We start from the raw sequence: 21,639 nt of genomic DNA, 5'->3' as shown, positions 1-21,639 counted from the left end.
CAATTCCAGGCTCAGTCCCAGGCTCTGCCTGGACTGCTGCCGCTCGGTCCCAGGCTCTCCTGGACCGCATCTGGAGGAGGCTCTGCCTCTGGCAATGGGTGGCGGAGCCACCGGGTAGAGTCGCCCAGGCAGAACCTGGGGGCGAGGAGTAAAGAGCTAATATTAAGTCCTGGAAGGAAAACAGACCACCCGAAAACCGATAAGGCTGTAGTAGTTGCCGAGCGTATCCCCGTCGCGATTGGCAGAGCGACAGTTGCCCGGACCATGGAGCCAGGAACCGCCCCGCAGTACTCTCCTATTTTCGCCAGAAGATATCCATGCACTTCCGTCTGTGGGGGCTCCTTCATAAGAATCATGCCAGCTATCTAAACACCATTCCCATACGTTGCCGTGCATATCGTAGAGACCAAATGCATTTGCGATCGCAAAGCTACCTACTTCCGTAGTTTTCTGTCGATACTCACCTTTCTGGCCTTTACCATAGAGCTGGCTGGCATCATAGTTGGCTAACTCTGATGAAATTGTTAGTCCGAAATGAAATGGTGTCGTCATTCTAGCCCGACAGGCATACTCCCACTGTGCTTCACTAGGCAACGTATATTCTTTCCCAGTCTTCTGCGATAGTCGTTTACAAAACTTCTCAGCATCCTGCCAGGTTACATTCTCAACCGGACGCTTTGCATCCTTGAACCTAGACGGATCACTCTTTAAATCTCGACCAATTTTCTGAAGATTTGCAACCGCTTGCCACTGCTCCTGAGTTATCGTAAATTTTCCCATCCAAAACTCAGGCAGCTTCACCTCATGCTGCGGGTACTCGTCCTCACTTGCACCTGCTTCACCCTCAGCGGCTCCCATCATAAATGTACCACCAGGAACACGTACCATCTCCAACGTCAGGCCATTACCCAAGTCTTCAGCAAAGTGTTCTGCTTTTCCCGGTATGATTTCAATCACATTACCTTGTTCGTCTACCTTGGCTGTCTTAAAGGGAAACGTAGGATATTGCTTAGTTTTTGACTTTTTGGATGAGTCCTCTTGAGCCACAAATTGCTGAGGCTTTGTCTTTTCTCCCAGAACTTCTACTTCTACCTCAATAGCTTGACCAACAAGCTCTTTCTCCATCGGTCGGACATCATCATCTTTCAAACTCAAATGTTTCTGATAGTCTTTTAGATCAACAATTGTCTCCTGACTAAGAGGAGACTCTTCTTCTAAGCAAGCCTGTAACGTTTCCCTATACTCCGCTAGCTTGCGCTGATACTCCCGATAGGGTTGTAAAACCTCTTCTTCAATAATCTTTGCTGCTGCTTCTGATAGCCCGTACTGCCTACGCAGCGAATGCAGCTGACGCCGAGCAGGAATGGTAAATTTGCCCGTGCGAGCTTTTTTCTCGACTGCTTTTCGATATTTCACCTCCGGTTTATCTTGAGGTGACCGGGCCACAATTAGCTTATACCCTTCATCTCGCAGCGTAATAATCTTAGGGCTCATAGCGGGAGATTCTTCTTGCACCTTGCGGCTAGCAAACTCGTGTAGCTCATCCACCGAGATCCAACCATCTCCATTCAGGTCTGCCGCCCCTTTTTCAATCCCTTCTACCAAGTAACGAGTGTAGATAGACGGACCGTCCCCCTCTTCGTCTCCGAAAGAATATCCTACCGAATTAGTCGAAGTTAGAACAACTCGACCCTCTGCTCCCAATACATCTTCAATCGGAACTTCTCCATCATCTTTAACTAGCACATCGCCAAAAGCACCGCTAAAGCAGCAGTCTAGAATAACAATTTGATGTTTGCAGCGACTATAGCAAATAAAGTTGTGAATATTTCTGGCCGCAACAGCAGTCGAAGTTACCAGCTTTTCGCGGATTTTTTCTGTGTTGCTGGCGGCAAAATACAGATCTCTGCGCTCATCTTTAAGACCATGACCTGAGAAAAACAGCAGGGCTAAATCATCGGGCTGACGGTCGGCAAACCAAAGTTCAATGGCCCGTGTCAGCTGACCAGCGGGCAAATCGGTCAAGGTCTGGACATGGTCAAAGCCACCCAAGGTTTTATCTACTAAAACTCGCTCTAAAGCAGCCACATCCTCAGTTGCTGCGGGCAAATTTGTCAGCCCGTCTGGATACTCAGCAATACCGATAAGGAGTGCATATTTTCCCATTGGAGTAGATGTCGTGCTTGGGTGAAGATGACCAATATCAATCCATACCAATATAGATCATTCGCTTCGGGGCTAAATCCTGAAAACTTTGCCAGACAGCTGATTTCAGCCAACCTTTTAGTTAGTTTTAATACTGAGGCAGTCCTTTTTCCTTTGAAGGCACACCTAAGATTTTTCTTTGACCTGGATGCGAATAGTTTCCAGCTTTTGCACAGCAGCCAATGCTACCTTTAGATCTTCTGCATTTTTGTATTCCAGCGTAGTCTTCAGACCATCCGCCTCGTACTGCAGAGTTAGCGTCCGGCCATAAAAGCGATTACCCAGAAAATCCACCGCTTTTTGCAGATTTTCGCGATTCACCTCTGCTGTGAGTACACCGCCAATAAAGGCAAGTAAGCCTGATTTTGCCCCCTCAGGCAGGTCTGACTCTCGGGCCAGACGGGCGCTATCAACTAAATCCCCTGATTGCAGTTCATCGGCCAGCTCTAAACTACGAGATTCCAGTGCTTCTGGTGCTAGATCGGTTTCAGCCTCAGTTAGATCAATAACGATAGTTAACGTGTCTGCCATTGGTTAAAACTGCCAACTCTGTTGCACTAGTAAATTTACCCATGGATCTTGATGCAGCTTACTTAGTCAGCCCAATATTATGAACGGTTCTTGATGCAGAGAGTCCCATAGTCTGACATCGCTGACGTTTCTCGATACGCTGCTGTGCATCAGGGCATCTGTCTATCCTATGGGCTGGAGCAACGGTCTGATTGTCTTAATTCAAGGTCAGTTCCAGTTTAATGAAGAAACGATGAATGCATCATGATGGATGGATTTGACGAATGCGATCGCAAGTACTCTGAAGTCTGAGTATCTACGTATTTTTTCCAGATAATCATCAAAGTGGTTTGTAAGTGTATGTGTATTTACCAAACCCATGCTTACATTACGTAGTTCCCACTAAGGCCACACGCGTAAAACCCGTAATAGAGCAGCCAAGATTAAGCCCAGGGTCTTATTGAACCATGGTCTAAAGCAAGCAAAACCCAACCCAGTTTTCTTGTTTGAATTTATGCTGACTACCAATCTTATAGGAAACAAAGTATGAAAAAAAAACCAATCATACTTTCGGCGGCAGTTGGCGCACTGCTAGTGTGGGTGGGACTGCTAGTTAAAGGACGTCCAGTCGACGTTGATGCTCATTTAGTGTATCGGGACTACCTGTCGGAGCAACTTCAACAGGACTTAATTCTAAATCAAACCCTGATCGCATCTCAGCAAACCTTAGAGCCTACTCAGGAAACATTTGCTCAAAAACTTCAGCAGATCCAAACCCTTCAGGATCAGCTTGAAGCTAGACCTGATTTTTTGACTTCCCAGTATAATCAAGAGCTTGAAACTATCCTTGAGGATACCAGCCAGCTACTGACCCAAAAAGCTGACCTGCTCGAACAATTTCAAGCACAGAATCTACAGATCAAGGCATCTTTATCGACTCTAGCATTATTGACTCAGGATTCTCAGCCCAACAATACCCAAGCCGCTGATAGACAAGTTAATCCAGCCCTTCAAGCCACAATCGATCAAATCTTGCTCTATAATTTTTCCTCAGATGAGGCATTGGTCGAAGATATTGAACGCAGAGTTACCGAGATTGATACCCTGACTGCAGATGCCGAGCGAGATAATATTGATCGCTTTTTAGAGCATGCCAGAATTATCTTAGACAACAAACCTCAGGTTGACCAACTCGCTCAGTCATTATTGTCATTACCAACAACACAACAACTTAAAACTCTAGCGAATACCTATGATGAAGCCTACCACATAGCCGAGAGAAGAGCGAGGCTGTTTCAGCTGGCAACCGTTATATGGAGTCTGATCATACTAGCGACAGCGGCTTATTTAGTACTGCGGAGACGACAGTCTTACAAAGTTGAAAAAATTACCAACTTTTTATCTGAAAGTATTGATGATGCCTTTATTGATGTTGACAATCACTGGCTAATTACCTATGCCAATGGACATGCGGCCAATGCGTTAGATAAATCGCCAGACGACCTAACCGGCCAGTTGCTGTGGACTGTCTTGCCACCAGAAATGGGGAAAGACCAGGAACACTACTATCAAGAGGCACGTAATCAGCAAGCTTTGACAACATTTGAAACTCGGTTTTCTGCCAAATCTCGCTGGCTTGAATTTCGTCTTAGTCCCAGTGTCAATGGACTCTCAATCTTTTGGCAGGATATTAGCAATCGGAAAAAAGCTGAATTCCAGCTAGCCTTGAGTTTGGAAGCCAATGATGAAGCCCTAAAAAAAGCTTACGAAGCTCAAAAGAAAGCAGAAACTGAACGGCTGAAAGCGGAAAAAGCAAACCAGGCAAAAAGTGAGTTTCTGGCTAATATGAGCCATGAGCTACGGACACCACTTAATGCCATCATTGGCTACAGCGAAATACTCGAAGAAGATGCAGAAGACCTGGCGCAAGACGGTTTTATCCCTGAGCTGCAAAAAATTCAAAGTGCTGGCAAACATCTGTTAGGTCTCATCAATGATGTGCTTGACCTTTCTAAGGTAGAAGCGGGTCACATGGAAATGTATTTAGAAACATTTGCAGTGATGCCCTTGGTAGAAGATGTTGCCGCAACCATGCAGCCTGTTATCGAGAAAAACAACAATACTCTCAACATCCAGTGTGCTGCAAGCGTTCAGACCATACATGCGGATCAGGTGAAAGTCCGTCAAAGTCTTTTCAATCTGTTGAGCAATGCTAGCAAGTTTACCCAAAATGGGACTATCACCATTAGCATCAATTCTGAAAATACTCTCAAGGGTCAGTGGATCAACTTTAGAATTCAAGATACCGGTATCGGTATGTTACCTGAACAGCTACAAAAGATTTTTAACGCCTTTGCTCAAGCAGATTCTTCAACTACACGAAAATACGGTGGCACTGGCTTAGGGTTAACCATCACTAAGCGTTTTGTTCAGATGATGGGCGGCACCGTGAATGTTGAGAGTGATATCGGCAAAGGTACGACTTTTACCGTCAGAATTCCAACAACTGTCAGCGAGACAGTATTGCGCTCTGAACCACCTGAAATGCCGACAGCAGAGCCGACATCCGCTCTGGCACATGCCCCTGATGACCAGCAGACGGAATTGTCTATCGAGCAGTCAATTTTTTCTCTGGTCACCGCTCCTGCTTCAGAATGTATCTTAGTCATTGATGATGATGATGAGAACTGTAAGCTAATTTGGAAAACGTTGGTGAGTCAAGGATATTTTGTTGTTTTAACCCACAACAAACGTAAAGGCTTAAAGATGGCCGATCAGCTTTTGCCTGACATAATTCTCGTAGATTCCATCATGTTGCGGGAAGATGGTAGCGATAATGTCTTCGACTTTTTTGAAGATAATGTAATGCTCTCAAAAATCCCTGTTGTTGTGCAAACAAAGCTGCCTGATCAAACAACCCATTACTCGCCAGGAAAAGTTGAGTCATCATCATCGCAAAAGCTGCAGAAATTGCTGACTGTGTTGAATAAGTATCATCCTAACCAGTTAGAAGACAGCGTTGATCAAAACGGGACTGACAGAGCGAGTCGAGACCACCATAGCCCCAGCCAGATCAAGCATAAAAATGTGGGTGTTAACTTGGCAAAATAAGAGATACGCCAACAGTATCAGCCGTTAGGCTCCCGCGCTTAAATAATGCCCCCGTTACCCCATCACTCATCCACCCATTTACAGCCTCAACCTGGGATTTCATTTTTGGGCAATCCCCTTCACCCCATCGGGCGTCAACAGATTAGCTAGAATTGTTGGTGTAATGCCGGTTAAATCCTCAACGGTTGTAAATGCATGGGCCGCTGGCCCCACTACCCACAAGGGAACGGCGTTTAAGGTATGACATTTGGTAGCTAAGTTTTCCACATTACCGTGATCGCTGACGACAATCAGGCTAGTCTGGGGGCCTAAGGATGCGACTACGGTGGCGAGAAAACGATCGATCCGCTGGAGTACGGCTACAGCTTGATCATAGGCTCTGGCATGCCCCGCGTAGTCACTGAGATAACATTCAAACAGAGTGATGCTGTGGTGATTTCCTAAGGTGGCTAGATAGCTGCCGGCCAGTTCAGGCGTAATCGGTGCGGTGGCAATACCACGGGAGCTGGCAATCTCACCGGTAATGTCCCAAAAAATGGCGGTGCCGCGCTCATATTCATATTGCATGCGAAAGGGTAAACCGGCTGTCATGTTGAGCAGCGTGCAGACGGAGTAGCGCCACCGTCGTTGGGCAATGGCTTCAAAGTACGCTGGAGAGTAAAGGTTGGCTAGCGTGGCTGTACCGCCTTGGGCCAAAACTCGCTTAAATAGGCCATGGGCTTCTATCAGCTGGCGTAGGGAACCATTGGCAAAGCCGGTTTGATGTTTGCCGCGAAATCTGGCGGCGTTGTGCCCTGTGTATAGGGTGGTTTGGCCGGTGGCGCTTTGGGGGAGTCCGGGTACTCCCAGGGTGGCGTCGATGGGTTTGAGTAAAAAGCGGGGACGCTGAACCTGAACCTCAGCTAGTAGGGGATGTGCCCACAGGGCCTGGCAATGGGGCATAGTAGCAGGATCGCTCAGGGGATTCTGGGGACCAGCGCTGCCAAGACCGAGGCCATCTAAAAAGATCAGAATGAATCGACTTGTCATTCGTATATCCTAGGGCATCCCTGCTGGATGCTCCGGCCATGGGTCTATGCGATCGCAAAGACGGACTGTTTTAACCGAATTTGATTGGCTGCGACCCAAGCGTGCAGATCAGCAAAGCTGCGATCTCGATACTTGCCATAGCGTTCTCGTTTATTGCGAATTCGCTGGGGCAGGGCTGGAAAAATGCCAAAATTTGGCGGCATCGGTTGAAAGTGCTTAGGTTCAGCTGAACTAATAAACTCAAACAGCGCCCCCATCATGGTCGTGACCGGCAATGACACCAGGGAACGTCCCAACACCGACCGTGCCGCATTGGTACCCGCCAGCCAGCCCCCTGCACAGGCCGCCGTATACCCTTCAGTCCCCACTAACTGACCCGCCGCAAACAAGTTCGCCCGTTGATGAAACTGCAGCGCACTGCTCAGCAGCTCAGGCGAATTAATAAAAGTGTTGCGATGCATTACCCCCATCCGCACAAACTCCGCATTTTCCAATCCTGGAATCATGCGAAACACCCGCTTTTGCTCACCCCAACGCAAATTAGTCTGAAAACCCACCATATTCCAGAGCTGGCCGCCCTTATCCTCCTGGCGGAGCTGCACCACGGCATAGGGTTTTTTATCCTTATTGGCAGGATCATCAAACGCACCATAGCGTTTATCAAACAACCCCACTGGCTTGAGGGGACCATAACGCATGGTGTCTTCACCGCGACGGGCCATTTCCTCAATGGGCAAACAGCCTTCAAAAAATTTAGCGGTTTCCTGTTCAAAGTCCTTGAGTTCAGCCTGCTCCGCTGCACACAGGGCCTGCCAAAAAGCCAGATACTGCTCCCGGTTCATCGGGCAATTCAAATAAGCGGCTTCCCCCCGATCGTAGCGGGAGGCCATAAAGGCAAAATCACGGTCAATCGACTCACCCACCACAATTGGGCTAGCAGCATCAAAAAAGCTCATATAGTCTTGACCGGTAAACTGACGCAGGTCTACCGCCAGGGCATCGCTGGTCAACGGTCCCGTCGTCAGCACCACCGTCCGATCCGTCGGGATGGTGGTGACTTCATCACGTCGTAGTTCAATTAGCGGATGTTGTTCTAACGTTGCTGTCAGGTCGCGGCTAAACACGCCGCGATCCACCGCCAGGGCACCCCCAGCAGGCACAGCATGTTCATCGGCCTTAGCAATCACCACTGAACCCAGCTGGCGTAATTCTTCGTGGAGCAGTCCCGAAGCTCGGTCCGTCGCCTTGGCCCCAAATGAATTACTACACACCAACTCAGCTACATGCTCAGAATGATGTGCAGGGCTGACTTTTACCGGACGCATCTCATGCAGCACCACTGGAATACCCGCTTGGGCAATTTGCCAAGTCGCTTCTGTTCCGGCAAGGCCACCGCCGATAACGTGAATAGGTTGGATGCGCTGGTCGGTCATAGTCGTACTTAACGGATGCAGAGGATTCCATCATAGGACACTAGCCATTGAAACCTTTATCCGGGGACCGATGTCAAAAAAAATACAGACAGAATTTCTCCCATAGAAAAGCACAATATTCTGTGATTTCGTCCCACACACACCCCAGAAAATCGCGTAACACTGAAAGTGTGAGGAATCTTAAGTATCTAGGAGCATGGTTGATCAACAGCCCCAAAATCCTGTAGAGCAACAGCTAGTCGAATCATTGGATTCTCAGCAGCTGGAGTTAGTTGCTAATTGGCTATTGTCCGAGTTAGAACTTCGGGTCGATGAAGGCTACAGACATCCCGATCTGGTCTGGTCCCTGGCCTGGATGAGCCAAAAACTGTGGATACTTTCTTCCAACAAACAGAATCCTCACTAACTGTCTGGCAGGCTACCAGCGTTTAAAGTCGGCGTTCTGTCGAACAAAAATCAGGCTAGGAGGTCTGACTGCTGTCAACCACGGGGACATCAACTACCCCATGCACCTCGGGTTGAGCTTGACCGATCCGGGCCAACATCGACAATAAAAAACCTTGGGGAGGGAGGTGACTAGGACGCTTCGCGTTCATAGCGATGGCCTTCATAATGGCCTCTTCAAGGTCGCCACCCTCTAATATCGTACTGATTATCCACATGGGCAGGTAACTTAGGAAGCGTCGACTACATATTGTTTGTATGAATAGCAAAAATCATCAGCAAATTTAACCAAAAATTTATCCGGAAATTTAGTTAAATTTTCACAAGTCTGAACATTTTCCATGCTAAGGAAACACAAACCCGTTGGGTGAATAATGTCTAGATCACGATGTTTGACTGATTAACAGTAAACACAGAGAGGATTTTAGCCATACAAACTCTCAGAATCATTCGATCATACGCACAGATTCGCCGGATATGTAAAAACTACATCCACCTCAAAATAAAACAGGAGAGTATGTGAAATTCTCGTGTATATTTTTTGAGCTACGAAACTTAAACGCTCGGTTGAACAGACGCCCAGATGGGCCAGTCCGAGCAGCCAGGGTTGATTTTCTACCCCAGAACGCCGCGTCAGTCTTATAAGATCTTTATTTCTAGCCTCTAATCCTCGTTTTCCCTTATCCCCATCCATGACTAAAAAACGTATCCTTTCGGGCATTCAAACCACTGGTAATTTGCATTTGGGGAACTATCTCGGCGCAATTCGCAATTGGGTAGAAATGCAGGATGAGTACGAATGTTTCCTGTTTCTGGCAGACTTACATGCGATTACGGTGCCCCATGATCCAAAGCTGCTAGCGGAAAATACCTATAAGGTGGCAGCGGCCTATTTAGCCTGTGGCATTGATCCTGAACGTGCAACTGTTTTTGTACAGTCCCATATCAGTGCCCACAGCGAGTTAGCCTGGTTATTTAACTGCATCACCCCACTGAACTGGTTAGAACGCATGATTCAGTTTAAGGAAAAGGCGGTTAAACAGGGAGAAAATGTCAGTGTTGGGTTATTGGATTATCCGGTCCTACAGTCAGCGGATATTTTGCTCTACGAGCCGGATATGGTTCCTGTCGGCGAAGATCAAAAACAGCATATTGAGCTGACCCGTGATATTGCTGTGCGGCTTAATCATTTATTTGGCAAAAAAAAGGAACCAGTGCTCAAGGTGCCAGACGCGCTGATTCGTGTGGATGGGGCACGGGTGATGAGCCTGACCGATGGGACGAAAAAGATGTCGAAATCCGACCCGTCTGAACTGAGCCGGATTGAGATTGGTGATACGCCGGATCTGATTAAGAAGAAAATCAAAAAGTGTAAGACTGATCCAATGCGGGGGTTAGAGTTTGGCAATCCGGAACGCCCGGAATGCGATAATTTGCTGACGCTGTATATGCTGCTATCGGGTCAGGAAAAAGCAGCGGTGGCAGCGGAATGTGCTGATATGGGCTGGGGGCAGTTTAAGCCTTTGCTGACGGAAACTGCGATCGCAGCGCTGCAGCCCATCCAAGAAAAATACCAGGCGTTGATGGACGATCGGGGTTATTTAGAATCGGTCCTGAAACAAGGTAATCAGAAGGCTAGCGTCATTGCCAATCAGACTTTAACTAAGGTAAAAGATGCCTTAGGCTACTCAAAGCCATTATAAAGCTGGTTGCTGGCGGGTAAGCAGCGGCCATCGTCTCGTACCATGGGATCATATGCGAACTACTTGTTGACCGTTGTGCAAACGGTTGATGGTTACCCTTATACGATCCAGCTTTAAATAAAATTTTCGATGGCAATTTCTAACGGCTCCCATTCGGCTTCTTCACTGCTACGCTCTGCGATCGCAGAGCGGCAGTTTATCATTACCGCTGAGGTGATGCCCCCCAAGGGCGGCGATCCCAGCCATATGATTACAATGGCGCAGCAGCTGAAGGGACGAGTCCATGCGGTCAATATTACCGATGGGAGTCGAGCCGTATTGCGCATGTCCTCGCTGGCCTCGGCAGTCTTGCTAAAACAAGTGGGGATTGAACCTATTTGTCAGCTGGCCTGTCGCGATCGCAACAGCATTGCCCTCCAGGCTGACCTCATGGGAGCCAACGCCCTGGGCATCCACAACGTTTTAGCCCTTACTGGCGACCCGGTAAAAGCTGGAGACCACCCCAAAGCCCGCAGCGTCTTTGACCTGGAATCGGTACGGCTGCTGCGCACCATCGGTCTGCTAAATCAAGGCATTGACCTCAACGAGAAAAAGCTGCCGGATGGTGCACTCGACATCTTTGCCGGTGCAGCTGTTGACCCCCAGTGTCCCAGCTGGTCAGGCTTACAAAAGCGGTTTGAGCGTAAAGTCAACGCCGGAGCCCAATTTTTCCAAAGTCAGCTGATTTCTGACTTTGACCGTCTTGAAAAATTTATGGATCAAATTGCCGCACCGACTGAAAAACCAGTGTTAGCTGGTATCTTCTTACTCAAATCGGCTAAAAATGCCGCCTTTCTCAATCGCAATGTTCCTGGGGTCCATATTCCAGACGACATCATTGAGCGTCTTGCCGCCGCTGAAGACCCCCTGCAGGAAGGCATCATCATTGCCGCTGAACAGATCAAATTAGCCCAAACTCTCTGTCAGGGGGTACACATTATGGCCATTCGCCGAGAAGACCTGATTCCAGAGATTTTAGATCGGGCCGGCATTGCCCCGGTTTGTAGCGAGCCTGCGGCTACTGATGTGTCGAGTCAAACCGTCTCTAGTCAGCAAGATTTGGCTGTAGTTTAGACTTCGACAAAAAATCTAATAGGTTCTCACGACATCAGCCTGATATCCCAGAGGCTAGAACGTTTTCACCTACCAAGTCTTGTAATAAAACCGACCTTTCCCTACTTTTTCCGGCTGCTGCCAGAGCTTGCCCTATGTTTGAGTAGACAAGGGCCTTGCTCAAGCTGTGATTCTAAGCAGCCTAGGCAACAAGAAATGCAAAAATAGTCATCACGGGACGGTAGATGCTGAAAATTGTGTTGCTAATTCTGGCTGAAACTCATTCAGCATCCTGGCTACACACAATAGCAGAATGGTTGGGCCAAACTGCTGGGCCTATCGCAGCTGCTGTAATTATTGCAACGGCAATATTAGTGGCCATATTAAGAAATGCCCCCCCAACAAGATCGCGTCGCTTAAATGTTGACAGCTCCCATCAGCAACCAGCCCCCGACGAAGTCGTTGCCCATCAGAGCAACACCATCACTAACGAGGCAGAGCTGTTTGATGCCTTTATTAGCCAAAAACTCAAGGAAAATAACAGCAATATTTACGCACCTGGCAAGGGACCTAATCATAACCAGACTCGTACTTATTTAGCATGGTTAGGACGGCAGCTTGAAAGCGCTCGTAGACCGGAGTTCTTGATTGAAGATTTGCAGCCTTGTATGCTGCACCGAAATCAGATTCATCTTTATCAGCTGATTTATGGATCAATGTACGGGCTATGTTTTGGGCTGTATTTTGGACTATATGGTGGCCTGCTGTTTGGGCTACTGTTTGGGCTGAGTACTGGACTAAAACCGTCTAGACAGCTCAGTGAAAAGCTGGTTTTTTCATGCTCAAAGGCATTAAGAAAAGGGCTACGTTTCGGCTTACGTGCTGGACTGTTGGTTGGGCTAACCTTGGGACTGGTCTGTGGGTTGTTTGCCTGGTTGTTTGCTGGCCTGCTTGCTGGCCTGCTGCTTTTGCTGATTATTGGGTTGAGTTTTGGGCTGCTGGTTGGGCTGCTGGTCGGATTGATTAGCGGATTGAGTCGTGGGCTAATCGATGAAAAAACCTTTCCAAATCAGGGAATCTGGAGATCTTTACAGAATTCCATCATAGTCATTTTAATTTTCGGACTGAGTTTTGGGCTGAGTGGTGGGCTGTTGTTCGGGCTGGGTTTCGGACTAGAGGGCTGGCTTTACAGCGACTTGAGAGAGGGATTGTTGATCGGATCAAGTGGTGGGCTGAATATGGGCCTCCCTCTCGGACTAAAATGTGGACTCGTGTATGCGTTGATCGGCGGGCCACACCTTGGGCTGAATGGCGGGCTGCAAGCCGTTGCACAACACCTTGCCCTGCGCATTGTGCTGACCCAAAGTGGGAACATCCCGTGGAACTATGTACGCTTTCTCAACCATGCTGTGGAGCTTCGCTTTCTACAACGAGTCGGAGACCGCTATCGTTTTACCAACGACCTGTTGAGAAAACATTTTGCGGTCATGAGTCTTGAATAGAGCTATTGAAAAAACACTACTTTTGCGATGTAGCGATCAGTGTGTCTCATTATGCAATTCTTAAATTGTCTTAGACTTTATGAGACATTTAAAGCATTGATACGCAAGTCTTTCGCTAGATCATTTCAGGTTGAGTGAAACGAATGGAAAACGATATTCCAGAAAAAGAAACTCACTTGTACCATTCTGGAGAATACCTTTTCGAGAGGTTATGCAGAAAACCCCAGTCTAGAAATTCGGTACTTTATTGGTCAGAAATCGCAAACAGGGCTCATCTCAGCCTTCCTAGATTTCAGGGATAGGCGACGATAGGTCCAAAATACCCCATGAGGGTAATAGTCACTAGCCCCCCAACTGTCTATGCTTAAACCACGAGCAACTGTGATTTACCAGGACATGAAAATTTTCTTTTTTAGGACATCTCTAACCAAGATGCTGTCGCCGGATACTTCTTAAATCCAAAGTTATCTCAGTAGAATTTTGCGTATTTTTCGGGTCTGTCCAACAGTCACCATACTACTTCCCGTTAAAATATAGATATGGAATTTCAACTTTGCTAAAGCGTTAGTTTATAGGGTCTTAGCAAAGTAGTACCTCTGAAGCGTTCAGGAAGATATGCCCCGACTAATCGGGACACTGTTGTTTTCTTGCACACACCTTAAGAGTGGTATGTATGACTAAGGAAAACAGTACCAAGGGGAATGCTGCTATGAATATAAAACGCCTAGGTTCACTATCGGTAATGATTATCGTCACTTGGTTAGGAGTACAGAATACCGCCTTCTCTCAGCTCCGTATTCTTAGCCCTCGTGACCGTTTACTGAGGTACAACGAATGTCCTCGTTGCGATCTTATCAGGACTGACTTAAGTTACCTGGATTTACGGGGTGCCGACCTCCGGGGCGCTGACCTCCGGCAGGCAGACCTCAGCTACTCGGATTTAAGTTACTCAGATTTACGAGGCGCTGACTTGAGAGGCGCGATTACAGAAGGCACAATTTTCAATTTCATTAGGCGATGAGTAGCATATTTTGTGCTATCCAAATATTTTTTATGGTGTAGGTGCTTGGGCATCTGCGACTCATACCTATCAGGGGGCTGATCAATGAAACGCATCGTTATGTTAGCTTTTAGTCTGTCTGTTATCTTAATGCCTTTCAAGTCTTTAATAGCTGGCGAAGCAGAGGTAGCAGAGTTGAAGGCAAAGAATTCCTGTCCAAGCTGCAATTTAGCTGGCGACACCTTGGCAGGTCTGAATCTGTCAGGAGCAAACCTAACCTACGCTAATTTAGCTAACGCTAACTTGTCAGGTGCAAGCTTGATCAATGCTACCCTAACTGGAGCAAACTTCTCCTCCACAGACCTCCGCAATACCAACTTAAATGGGGCTATCTGTGGAGAGACCATCTGTCCGAAGAACATGTTTGGCGGAGCCAGAGTCAACGCCAACACCACCTATCCCGATGGTAGCAAACCGAATTAGTAGTCCTTAAGCGAATCCGGCATCTCAGCTCATAGTTGGATTAAAGGGTATTTTCGCAATTAAGATCTATGCCTGTCGATGCTGGGTCTATGGAACCAGGGCGTTGCAGCCAGTCGCAAATTTTACCTTGCAAATCCTTCCAACTAACTTTCCAGAAATAAAGCTGGTTTCCTTTGCCAATAAATAGCAACATATTCTGGTTTTCATTGTAATCGATGGAATTGACAGCAATTAATGGATCGTTGGGTGTATCTAAGTAAAAGCTGGGAATAGATGATTTCACCGCTGGGTTGCTATTGTCATTGAGATCCCAAAGCCACAGTTCCCCTTTAGTATCCATAGAAAACAAGGTTTCGTTACTCCTAACGAATAGGACACGTTTAATCAAGCCTTCATGACCTTGGTAAGGCGTCGAGGTTTCCCTCCCTGACAATTCAGTCTGTGGGCGTTGAATCTGCCAAAAGCCACCCACATAGAATCTCAGACGTCTCCAAAATCCTTGCTCTAAGGGTCTAATCCGTATAGTTTTATCATCACTCACTGACGCTAAAAAATCACTTCGTTGACTAAAGGTAACATCGTTCACCTGAGCCCTGTGTCCCTGACGAATGCTTTCCATTTCATTCAGTTTCCCCTGCTCTAACTGGTATAGAACAACATTACTGCCAAGGCCGACAGCTAAATACCTACTGTTTGGAGAAAAATTGATTCTCGTCAAGGCATCCTGCTCACCTTCAGACTCTTCCCCAAGAATACAGGGTGTAAAAATGGAAGTGGAAGTAGAAGTGGATTCAATTTCTCTAGTGCCAGACTGAATGGATAGGAGATGGAGACGCCCTACCTCTAACTTACCGATCGTCTGGGTCGATAAGCTATCCGGCTGACACTGCGACTTAGTAAGTCCTTCAGCAATGGCCAAATACTCGCCTGTAGGGCTAAATCTAATGTCTGCAACAGTGTCAAACTCACGCTCAATGCAGGGCTGAATCAGGCCATCTTCCCCCCTGCAAAAGACTCTAACCCCCCTGTCCCTAAAGGTATTTGTGGCCGGCGTTTCTGTGGCCACAAAGGCTACAACAGATCTGTTAGGGTGAATTTCAACGTCCTTGGTGGTACCTGGCACAGGCACGTCAATTATCTGAGCAGGGTCACTGATATCTTCTAGGTTCCACAGGCTCAGGCGACTCTTCTGGTCTGGAGTGGGAGTCGTCACAGTGGCCAACCGAGTTCCGTCGATATTTAGGCTGAACGATTGAACTGCAAGGTCTGGAATAGTATAGGCTTTGTCTGTTTGGGGTCGATTTATTTCCCAGGTTTTAAGCACACCAGTATTGAGTCCGGCTAACAATCGCCCGTCCGGGGAAAACTCTACTGTACTGATATTGCGTACATTGATGATTTGTTGCCGCTGGAAAGAGGCGTTTGTAGGCGCTAAATCCTTGTTGGTGTCCCAAAGGATAACACCATCTGTGTCTACGGCAACCGCTAGGGTATTGAATCCCTGCTGCTTACTGAAGCTTAAGTCTACAACTCGCCTGTCCGTTTCTAGGGGGTGAAGAGAGGGTATATACTTTTTGGTCGCTGGGTCCTGATTCCACAGGTAAACGCGGTTTGTTGTCCCTCCCGAAGCGAGAATATTACCTTCCGCATTAAAGCTAAGGGCCGAAAACTCCCCCGGCTTGCAAGTTGAGTTACTAGTATTATCAACGGTTGCAGTTTTTGAAATATTACAACCTCGCAGGGTTTGGAACGGCTCTCCTCCGGTAACGTTCCAAAGATTAATGGTGTTGTCAAAGCTAGATACCGCCACCAAAGGGGCCGTGGGATGAAATTGAATGTCTCGGATGCGATCAGCCTGCCCTTGAGCTGTGGTTAACTTTTTATCATCAACTAGCTTAAGCTCAAGCTCTACATTCTTCGAGGCCAAGAGAGCATCCCCAGGAAGTTCATTTCTCGTCGAAATATTGTCTTCGGAGGGAATATCTCGACAGGTTAACTGCCAAAATTTAACCCTACCGTCACCATCACCAGTAACCATCCACTTCCCATCCGGGCTGATTCTCACCCGTTCTACACCGCGCGGGCCTGAGGATTCTTCACTAAGTGCGTTGGTTTCAATCGGTATACCTTCTAAATCCCAAAGTTTAATCTGGCCATCATCACTGGCAGAGGCGAGCATGGCACAGGTTGGATGAAAGCTAATACTGTTTACCCGACCATCGTGCCCCGGGATAGGCGTAGTCTCAGCCCCCCATAATCGAATCGTCTTGTCAGCGCTTGCTGTTGCTACCAGTTCCGGATCGCCAAACGCAATCTCCTTAATCGCTGTGGGGTGAGCCGAAAAGCTATCAACCTCTTGCAAATGCTGAAATGATGTCAGAATTTGTCCAGCGGCTTGCAGCCTTGTTTTTGCGGGCAAAATCCAGCGAAACAAGACATTCCTTTCAACCGCATGAGTGACCTCATAGCTTTTTACCAGCGCCTTAATTTGGTCTCCAGAAACCGCCAAAAACTCAGCCTCACTCACTGCAGCCTGAACATTAGAAATAATCGCCTGTCTGCCTTCTTTGATGGCGATGCCAGCCAGTACCACCGCCAACAGGCTAAATATGGTGCTGGCGCGGATAAATTGGGTCTTCTTCTTCCCGGCCTGCTTGAGAGACGCAATTTCCTTTTGCTGGCGCTTATTTTCTATTCGACTAGGATCAATCTTACGCCGAATCAACGTAGCCAGATAGTCGTGGACAAGCTGATAGCGTTCTTCTGAAACTTCCGGCAACAGCAAAACTAACCTAGACTCAACCAAGATTTCTAAGATGAGCCTCAGCTGTTCAGTATTAAACGACTTTAAATTTGAATCCTGCTCCAGTTCATGGAGAGTTTTTCTGGGTCTAATTTCTTTATCTCCAGTCAGTAAATACAGAACCATTTTGGCGGTATCCTCATTTTGAGGACCACAATCGACGATCACCTGATCCAAAAAATCCTCAACTAAAACCTCCTTAGGGTGAGTGCCCAACTGCCGGTACTCTTGCAGAGTAGTGATTTGTTTTTCCTGTAGAATTGAACCAACAACCTGTAGCTCAATCGGCCTCACCTCACCAATTTCTGCGGATAGGTCTTCAACCAATGCCTCCACTAAATTATCGGGCAGTTGATTGCCAGTACGGTCCGTTAGACGCTTGATAATCGTGACTGAATCAGACTTAGAGAAATTTCCAATAAAATAGAGTTTTTTCTCATTAAGAATATCGCTGAGTATATTACGGCTAAGGACCCGATCATCTTGCCCTGCCCTCGCTGGCATAGATAAACGGCTCCCCTGTAGGAGAAAATGGAGAAAGTCTTCCCGCAGAGATAAGATTACCTTCAAATAAAGTAATTCCAGACAGTCAGCCAGAAAAGAAAAGAATTGTTGCCTCAGCTGACGTTGCTCTTCAGTATCATTGCTGACAACAAATATCTCCTCAAATTGATCGAAAATCAGAATAGTTTGCAAATGATATTCATCATTGCTCAGGTCCAGCTGACGTAACTGCTCATGAATGGCAGAGATCAAACTATCTGACGGTATATGCTCATTCTTTGTTTTGGAATTTTGAGTAATATCTTGCTTAATCTCATTTTCCAACTCTGGAATAATTTGGATATTTTGTAACTTGAGCACTCTAATCAGGTCGTGGGCCAGATGCTTGGCCCAATTGTCATAAGCACGAACAAGGATGGGTAAATTTTCTTGAATGCCGCTGGACTGGGTGGTCAAGGTTGGCATAAGAGCGGCCTCGATTAAGGAACTCTTACCAACTCCCGACAAACCATGGAGAATAATTAGCTTATAATTGGGCTCCCGGATACGTTGCATCAGGTCATCGATTTCACGCTGCCGAGAAACCTGCATCTCAGTGGCGACTTGCCCCAGTTCCTTAAGCTTACTGGTACCTTTTACTCCATTCCAGGAGTTCTGCTCTGGTTGTAACCTACCAGCCCCTACAAAGGCTCTGAGTCCATACTGCTGCTCAATCGACAGGCGATCCATCTTGACGCGAAAAGCTTTTAGAAAATAATTCGCATCATCAGGAATAGCCTCTCCCTGAGCAAAGTAAATGGTATGCAACTTTTTCAAAATTCTGATGTAAATCTTGGGATGATTTTGAACTCCCAAGCTCTTTGCTAGCTCTAATGCTTCAATGGCAAGCTTTGCATGTCCCAATCGCTGCTCAGCTTCTGCAAGTAGCAGTAATAATAGACTCTTAAACCATTGTTTGTCCTTACCAACCTGCTTCAAGGTACGTAATGCATCTTTTGCAGACTGTTTCGCCTCCAGGTAATTCTTCTGGTAAGAAGCTACATCGATTAAAAAGCTATGAAATTGCACCACCCCCCAAGCATGGGGATGGGTTTGATGCAGTTGGATACCCTGGTGCGCAAGGCTTTCTAAATCTTGCCAGTGTGCATCTGTCCTTGGTCCTTCAATATCGTCAACAGCAATCCGCCGAATAATCTGTCCTAGTTGAGGCAAACAGTAGATGATTAGTTCAGTGCGATTGGTCTGTTCAAAAATCGCTATAGCCTGCTTCAACGCGTCCCTAGCCTGTCGGGTTTCATCAACAGAATCAAGCTTATCTCCCAGGCAATAGCGACATCGCCCTATATAAAAATATAGGAGCCCTGCCCGTAGTAAGGGACAATCAAGTGATTGCTGTTTAGTTCCTCCCTCTGAAATGGCCTGTAAGGAGTCTGGCGGCATAGCTTGCTGTTGCCAAAACCTGAGGCTTCGATTGAAATGATTCAGGGCTGTCTGGTGATCTTCTGAGCTCCCTGAGTCTGTATCATCTAAAGCAATCAGACCTTGGGCAAATTCTAAGTTGGCCTCTAAAATAGGCTCCAGAGAATTATTATTATCTTTGAAGTCTTGCAGAGCCATGTCGACTTCAAATCGCTTCAGTTCTCCCATGTACTCAACGGCATTTAAGATAGTGCCAACCCGATCAAAGTCAGAGGATAAAGCAGTCGAAAAAAGTTTATTTGCCCCCTCCTGTAGTGAATGCCGGATAATATCTGGTGGGAATTCAAACCGAATTTTAGTGGCCCAGCTTTCTAAATCCGGTGCTTTTTCTTTAAGGTGCAACAATCCTTTATCGGTAACCCAGAGAATCAGCGGAAAATGTAAGTTCTGTCTCAGTTCCTCCCGAATTTGATTAAGAGATGTCAGAAGATGACTTAAGTCTGAAACTTTTTCCAAGCCAAGCACACAAACACTGTCTGGTACGGTTTTCGATAATCGCCTTCGTAGGAGCGTGTAGAGTGCTCTTGAAGAAGGCTCTAATTCAAATAGCTGCAGACCAGTCTTTTCGGCCTGGAGATCTTGCAGCATAAGCTGTTGAAGTTTTTCATAGTTACACCGCACAACCAGTAGTTTAAATTCTCCTTGGGATGCTGAGATGGCCCAAATCAGCTTTTGGAGACTCCTTTTGTTATAGTTGCGAATCGCTTCAGAGAAAGAAGATGTGCTCATAACTGCAACTCTCTAGATTCTTTCAGAATTGGATTAACATCAAACCAGGATTGTCCCTGAGACCGATATTCAAACACTAACCGACTACGAACCAATGTCTGATATTCCTGATCACCTCTGACCTCCTTTCGCTCCTGTACCTGACGTAATAGGGCCCACTCAAAGTCAGATATCTGCATGATCATTTCATTGCGAAAGCTGCGAATTACCGTTTCTAGGCTATTTCGCTGCAAAGGTAGTGCCATATCCTCTTGAATCCAGGAATTTAGTAGACGCAGCAGATCACGCACATGACCACCACTAACCTGACACAGACGCCTGAGACTGGCAGAATTATCAAAAAGCTCTGCCGATTGCTTCAGTCGCTCAACTTCATTTAAATGAGGATAGGCTCGGGCTAACACCATCTGCTCTAAAAGTTTCAGGCCCTCTTCGCAAGCTTGTCCATTAGAATACTGCACGGTTATCATAGGCAGCACGCTGGGGGATTCAAATCTTTGAGTCAAAACATTGTATTCGTTACAGAACTTAAGCGAGAGGGGCATAGTGTAAACAATATGGCAGTTCAAACTGCCTAGAAACTCCCCTTGATCAATGAATAAGTACTCTTGCTGGGGACGAGATCCATATTTTGGGGTATTTGAAATCCGATCTAAATTATCAATGATCACCACTAGCCCTCGTTTTCCACTGGCCTTCAACGCCTCTATGGCTGGCTCCATCAGTTCATCGTTGATAGCCCTGAGCAACTGAGTTTTTTGCGGTGCCAGGAACTGGTTTAGTCTATCCCGTAGCCGAGCATCATTTTTTGCCCTGGCGGTGATTTTACCAATGCCAGCAGCAACTAGAGAAAATCCTTCCCGACCAACGCTCACTTCCCCTACACCAGGTACTACAAAATTCGCCCCACTCTCGGTATTGGCGGAGGTGCTGACACCCATGAACTGTCCTTCTGCCGTAAGTTCTATTTCAGTACTGAGTAGTTTGGCTGCAGCCAGGAGGATATCTTTTAAATTCTTAGGTTCCTTTATTTGGATAGAGTCCAAACTCTGACTAATGCGTTGGGCAATCGCTAGGAGTAAATCCCCAATGTCAACATCTGTTAACTCTAAATCTTTACTAGAGACAAAGTACACGACATGAAAGCCATCTTGTTCTAGTTCGGCCTTGAGTCTTAAAAGTTCTGTTGACTTACCGCATCCAATATGACCAGTAAACAGAGTACATGTGGGCTGATTAGGAGTCAGGATTGCAATCTTATTGCGGAGCTTCCTGATAATTTGCCCTCCCCGAACATTAGAAAAATCGATGTAATAATCCTTATCCTCAGACTGAGAATAGTTCAAGGTTTTACTGGGATCCGTTACCTGATAAAACTTTTGAAGATCTATACTCATGGACCAACTTAGATGCAGCTAAGTTGGTTTATATCACATGGATTAAGGACGTTGATCGACTTAGGGAAGAATTAGCCAAGGATAGGATTCTGACATAAAGATTTACAAAGGGGTATAAATTCCTATTTCCTTATTGATTATTGAGGTTTCTTATTGATTATTGAAGCTTATGTGGCGAAGCCAATGATTTGATGTGTAAAGCGATTTAGTCAGAC

The 21,639-nt window shown here is 46.7% G+C and carries 14 protein-coding genes; 7 read left to right on the top strand and 7 right to left on the bottom strand.

Annotation, left to right across the window (positions count from 1 at the left end):
• Window positions 1-162: 162 nt before the first annotated feature.
• Together N836_RS70750 and N836_RS70745 are read right to left on the bottom strand one after the other, a co-directional pair.
• The gene (locus tag N836_RS70750; RefSeq protein WP_023076763.1) at window positions 163-2,166 is read right to left on the bottom strand and encodes a caspase, EACC1-associated type; all 2,004 of its coding nucleotides are present in this window, start codon (window positions 2,164-2,166) and stop codon (window positions 163-165) included.
• 165 nt (window positions 2,167-2,331) lie between these two features.
• Window positions 2,332-2,736, bottom strand: a complete 405-nt coding sequence (locus tag N836_RS70745; RefSeq protein ID WP_023076762.1) for a hypothetical protein — start codon at window positions 2,734-2,736, stop codon at window positions 2,332-2,334.
• A gap of 525 nt (window positions 2,737-3,261) precedes the next feature.
• Here N836_RS70745 and N836_RS70740 point away from each other — a divergent pair.
• Window positions 3,262-5,826 carry a DAHL domain-containing protein gene (locus tag N836_RS70740; RefSeq protein WP_023076761.1) on the top strand — a complete coding sequence of 855 codons (2,565 nt, stop codon included), beginning with the start codon at window positions 3,262-3,264 and terminating at the stop codon, window positions 5,824-5,826.
• 99 nt (window positions 5,827-5,925) lie between these two features.
• Here N836_RS70740 and N836_RS70735 read toward each other — a convergent pair whose 3' ends face one another.
• Window positions 5,926-6,855 carry an alkaline phosphatase family protein gene (locus tag N836_RS70735; RefSeq protein ID WP_023076760.1) on the bottom strand — a complete coding sequence of 310 codons (930 nt, stop codon included), beginning with the start codon at window positions 6,853-6,855 and terminating at the stop codon, window positions 5,926-5,928.
• Window positions 6,856-6,899: 44 nt separating this feature from the next.
• Window positions 6,900-8,288 (bottom strand): FADH(2)-oxidizing methylenetetrahydrofolate--tRNA-(uracil(54)-C(5))-methyltransferase TrmFO, encoded by a 1,389-nt coding sequence (gene trmFO, locus N836_RS70730; protein ID WP_023076759.1) that lies wholly within the window; start codon window positions 8,286-8,288, stop codon window positions 6,900-6,902.
• A 196-nt stretch (window positions 8,289-8,484) separates the two neighbouring features.
• Here trmFO and N836_RS70725 point away from each other — a divergent pair, with 196 nt between their 5' ends.
• Window positions 8,485-8,694 carry a hypothetical protein gene (locus N836_RS70725; protein WP_023076758.1) on the top strand — a complete coding sequence of 70 codons (210 nt, stop codon included), beginning with the start codon at window positions 8,485-8,487 and terminating at the stop codon, window positions 8,692-8,694.
• 55 nt (window positions 8,695-8,749) lie between these two features.
• Here N836_RS70725 and N836_RS70720 read toward each other — a convergent pair whose 3' ends face one another.
• The gene (locus N836_RS70720; protein ID WP_023076757.1) at window positions 8,750-8,950 is read right to left on the bottom strand and encodes a hypothetical protein; all 201 of its coding nucleotides are present in this window, start codon (window positions 8,948-8,950) and stop codon (window positions 8,750-8,752) included.
• A gap of 474 nt (window positions 8,951-9,424) precedes the next feature.
• Between N836_RS70720 and trpS the strand changes: the two genes are divergently transcribed.
• The 5 genes from trpS (at window position 9,425) to N836_RS74050 (ending at window position 14,512) form a co-directional block, all read left to right on the top strand.
• Window positions 9,425-10,435 carry a tryptophan--tRNA ligase gene (gene trpS / locus N836_RS70715; RefSeq protein WP_023076756.1) on the top strand — a complete coding sequence of 337 codons (1,011 nt, stop codon included), beginning with the start codon at window positions 9,425-9,427 and terminating at the stop codon, window positions 10,433-10,435.
• 129 nt (window positions 10,436-10,564) lie between these two features.
• On the top strand, window positions 10,565-11,548 hold the full coding sequence (locus tag N836_RS70710; RefSeq protein WP_023076755.1) for a methylenetetrahydrofolate reductase: 984 nt from the start codon (window positions 10,565-10,567) through the stop codon (window positions 11,546-11,548).
• 224 nt (window positions 11,549-11,772) lie between these two features.
• Window positions 11,773-13,029: a hypothetical protein gene (locus tag N836_RS70705; RefSeq protein ID WP_023076754.1), complete on the top strand. Its 1,257-nt coding sequence runs from the start codon at window positions 11,773-11,775 to the stop codon at window positions 13,027-13,029.
• Between the two features lie 709 nt (window positions 13,030-13,738).
• Complete coding sequence (locus tag N836_RS0139840; protein WP_200867483.1) at window positions 13,739-14,050, top strand: pentapeptide repeat-containing protein; 312 nt, start codon at window positions 13,739-13,741, stop codon at window positions 14,048-14,050.
• An 84-nt stretch (window positions 14,051-14,134) separates the two neighbouring features.
• Window positions 14,135-14,512: a pentapeptide repeat-containing protein gene (locus N836_RS74050; protein ID WP_023076752.1), complete on the top strand. Its 378-nt coding sequence runs from the start codon at window positions 14,135-14,137 to the stop codon at window positions 14,510-14,512.
• Between the two features lie 40 nt (window positions 14,513-14,552).
• On the opposite strand, the gene N836_RS70700 is transcribed toward N836_RS74050, so the two are convergent.
• Both N836_RS70700 and N836_RS70695 read right to left on the bottom strand, forming a co-directional pair.
• Window positions 14,553-20,027 (bottom strand): NACHT and WD repeat domain-containing protein, encoded by a 5,475-nt coding sequence (locus tag N836_RS70700; RefSeq protein WP_023076751.1) that lies wholly within the window; start codon window positions 20,025-20,027, stop codon window positions 14,553-14,555.
• Window positions 20,024-21,424, bottom strand: coding sequence for a P-loop NTPase fold protein (locus N836_RS70695; RefSeq protein WP_023076750.1), 1,401 nt, complete (start codon window positions 21,422-21,424; stop codon window positions 20,024-20,026). Before N836_RS70695 ends, N836_RS70700 begins: the two co-directional genes overlap by 4 nt.
• Window positions 21,425-21,639 lie beyond the last annotated feature (215 nt).

Source organism: Leptolyngbya sp. Heron Island J (assembly GCF_000482245.1).
In the GTDB taxonomy this organism is placed as follows: domain Bacteria; phylum Cyanobacteriota; class Cyanobacteriia; order Phormidesmidales; family Phormidesmidaceae; genus Leptothoe.
Note: the sequence above shows the minus strand (reverse complement) of the source record. Positions and strands in the feature narration are given on the sequence as shown.

What these genes read in the sequence shown, in the direction of transcription:
- trmFO (WP_023076759.1), bottom strand. Translation starts at nt 8,288, where the DNA reads ATGACCGACCAGCGCATCCAACCTATTCACGTTATCGGCGGTGGCCTT.
- N836_RS70750 (WP_023076763.1), bottom strand. Translation starts at nt 2,166, where the DNA reads ATGGGAAAATATGCACTCCTTATCGGTATTGCTGAGTATCCAGACGGG.
- N836_RS70735 (WP_023076760.1), bottom strand. Translation starts at nt 6,855, where the DNA reads ATGACAAGTCGATTCATTCTGATCTTTTTAGATGGCCTCGGTCTTGGC.
- N836_RS70725 (WP_023076758.1), top strand. Translation starts at nt 8,485, where the DNA reads ATGGTTGATCAACAGCCCCAAAATCCTGTAGAGCAACAGCTAGTCGAA.
- N836_RS70720 (WP_023076757.1), bottom strand. Translation starts at nt 8,950, where the DNA reads ATGTGGATAATCAGTACGATATTAGAGGGTGGCGACCTTGAAGAGGCC.
- N836_RS74050 (WP_023076752.1), top strand. Translation starts at nt 14,135, where the DNA reads ATGAAACGCATCGTTATGTTAGCTTTTAGTCTGTCTGTTATCTTAATG.
- N836_RS70705 (WP_023076754.1), top strand. Translation starts at nt 11,773, where the DNA reads ATGCTGAAAATTGTGTTGCTAATTCTGGCTGAAACTCATTCAGCATCC.
- N836_RS0139840 (WP_200867483.1), top strand. Translation starts at nt 13,739, where the DNA reads ATGAATATAAAACGCCTAGGTTCACTATCGGTAATGATTATCGTCACT.
- N836_RS70710 (WP_023076755.1), top strand. Translation starts at nt 10,565, where the DNA reads ATGGCAATTTCTAACGGCTCCCATTCGGCTTCTTCACTGCTACGCTCT.
- N836_RS70695 (WP_023076750.1), bottom strand. Translation starts at nt 21,424, where the DNA reads ATGAGTATAGATCTTCAAAAGTTTTATCAGGTAACGGATCCCAGTAAA.
- N836_RS70700 (WP_023076751.1), bottom strand. Translation starts at nt 20,027, where the DNA reads ATGAGCACATCTTCTTTCTCTGAAGCGATTCGCAACTATAACAAAAGG.
- N836_RS70745 (WP_023076762.1), bottom strand. Translation starts at nt 2,736, where the DNA reads ATGGCAGACACGTTAACTATCGTTATTGATCTAACTGAGGCTGAAACC.
- N836_RS70740 (WP_023076761.1), top strand. Translation starts at nt 3,262, where the DNA reads ATGAAAAAAAAACCAATCATACTTTCGGCGGCAGTTGGCGCACTGCTA.
- trpS (WP_023076756.1), top strand. Translation starts at nt 9,425, where the DNA reads ATGACTAAAAAACGTATCCTTTCGGGCATTCAAACCACTGGTAATTTG.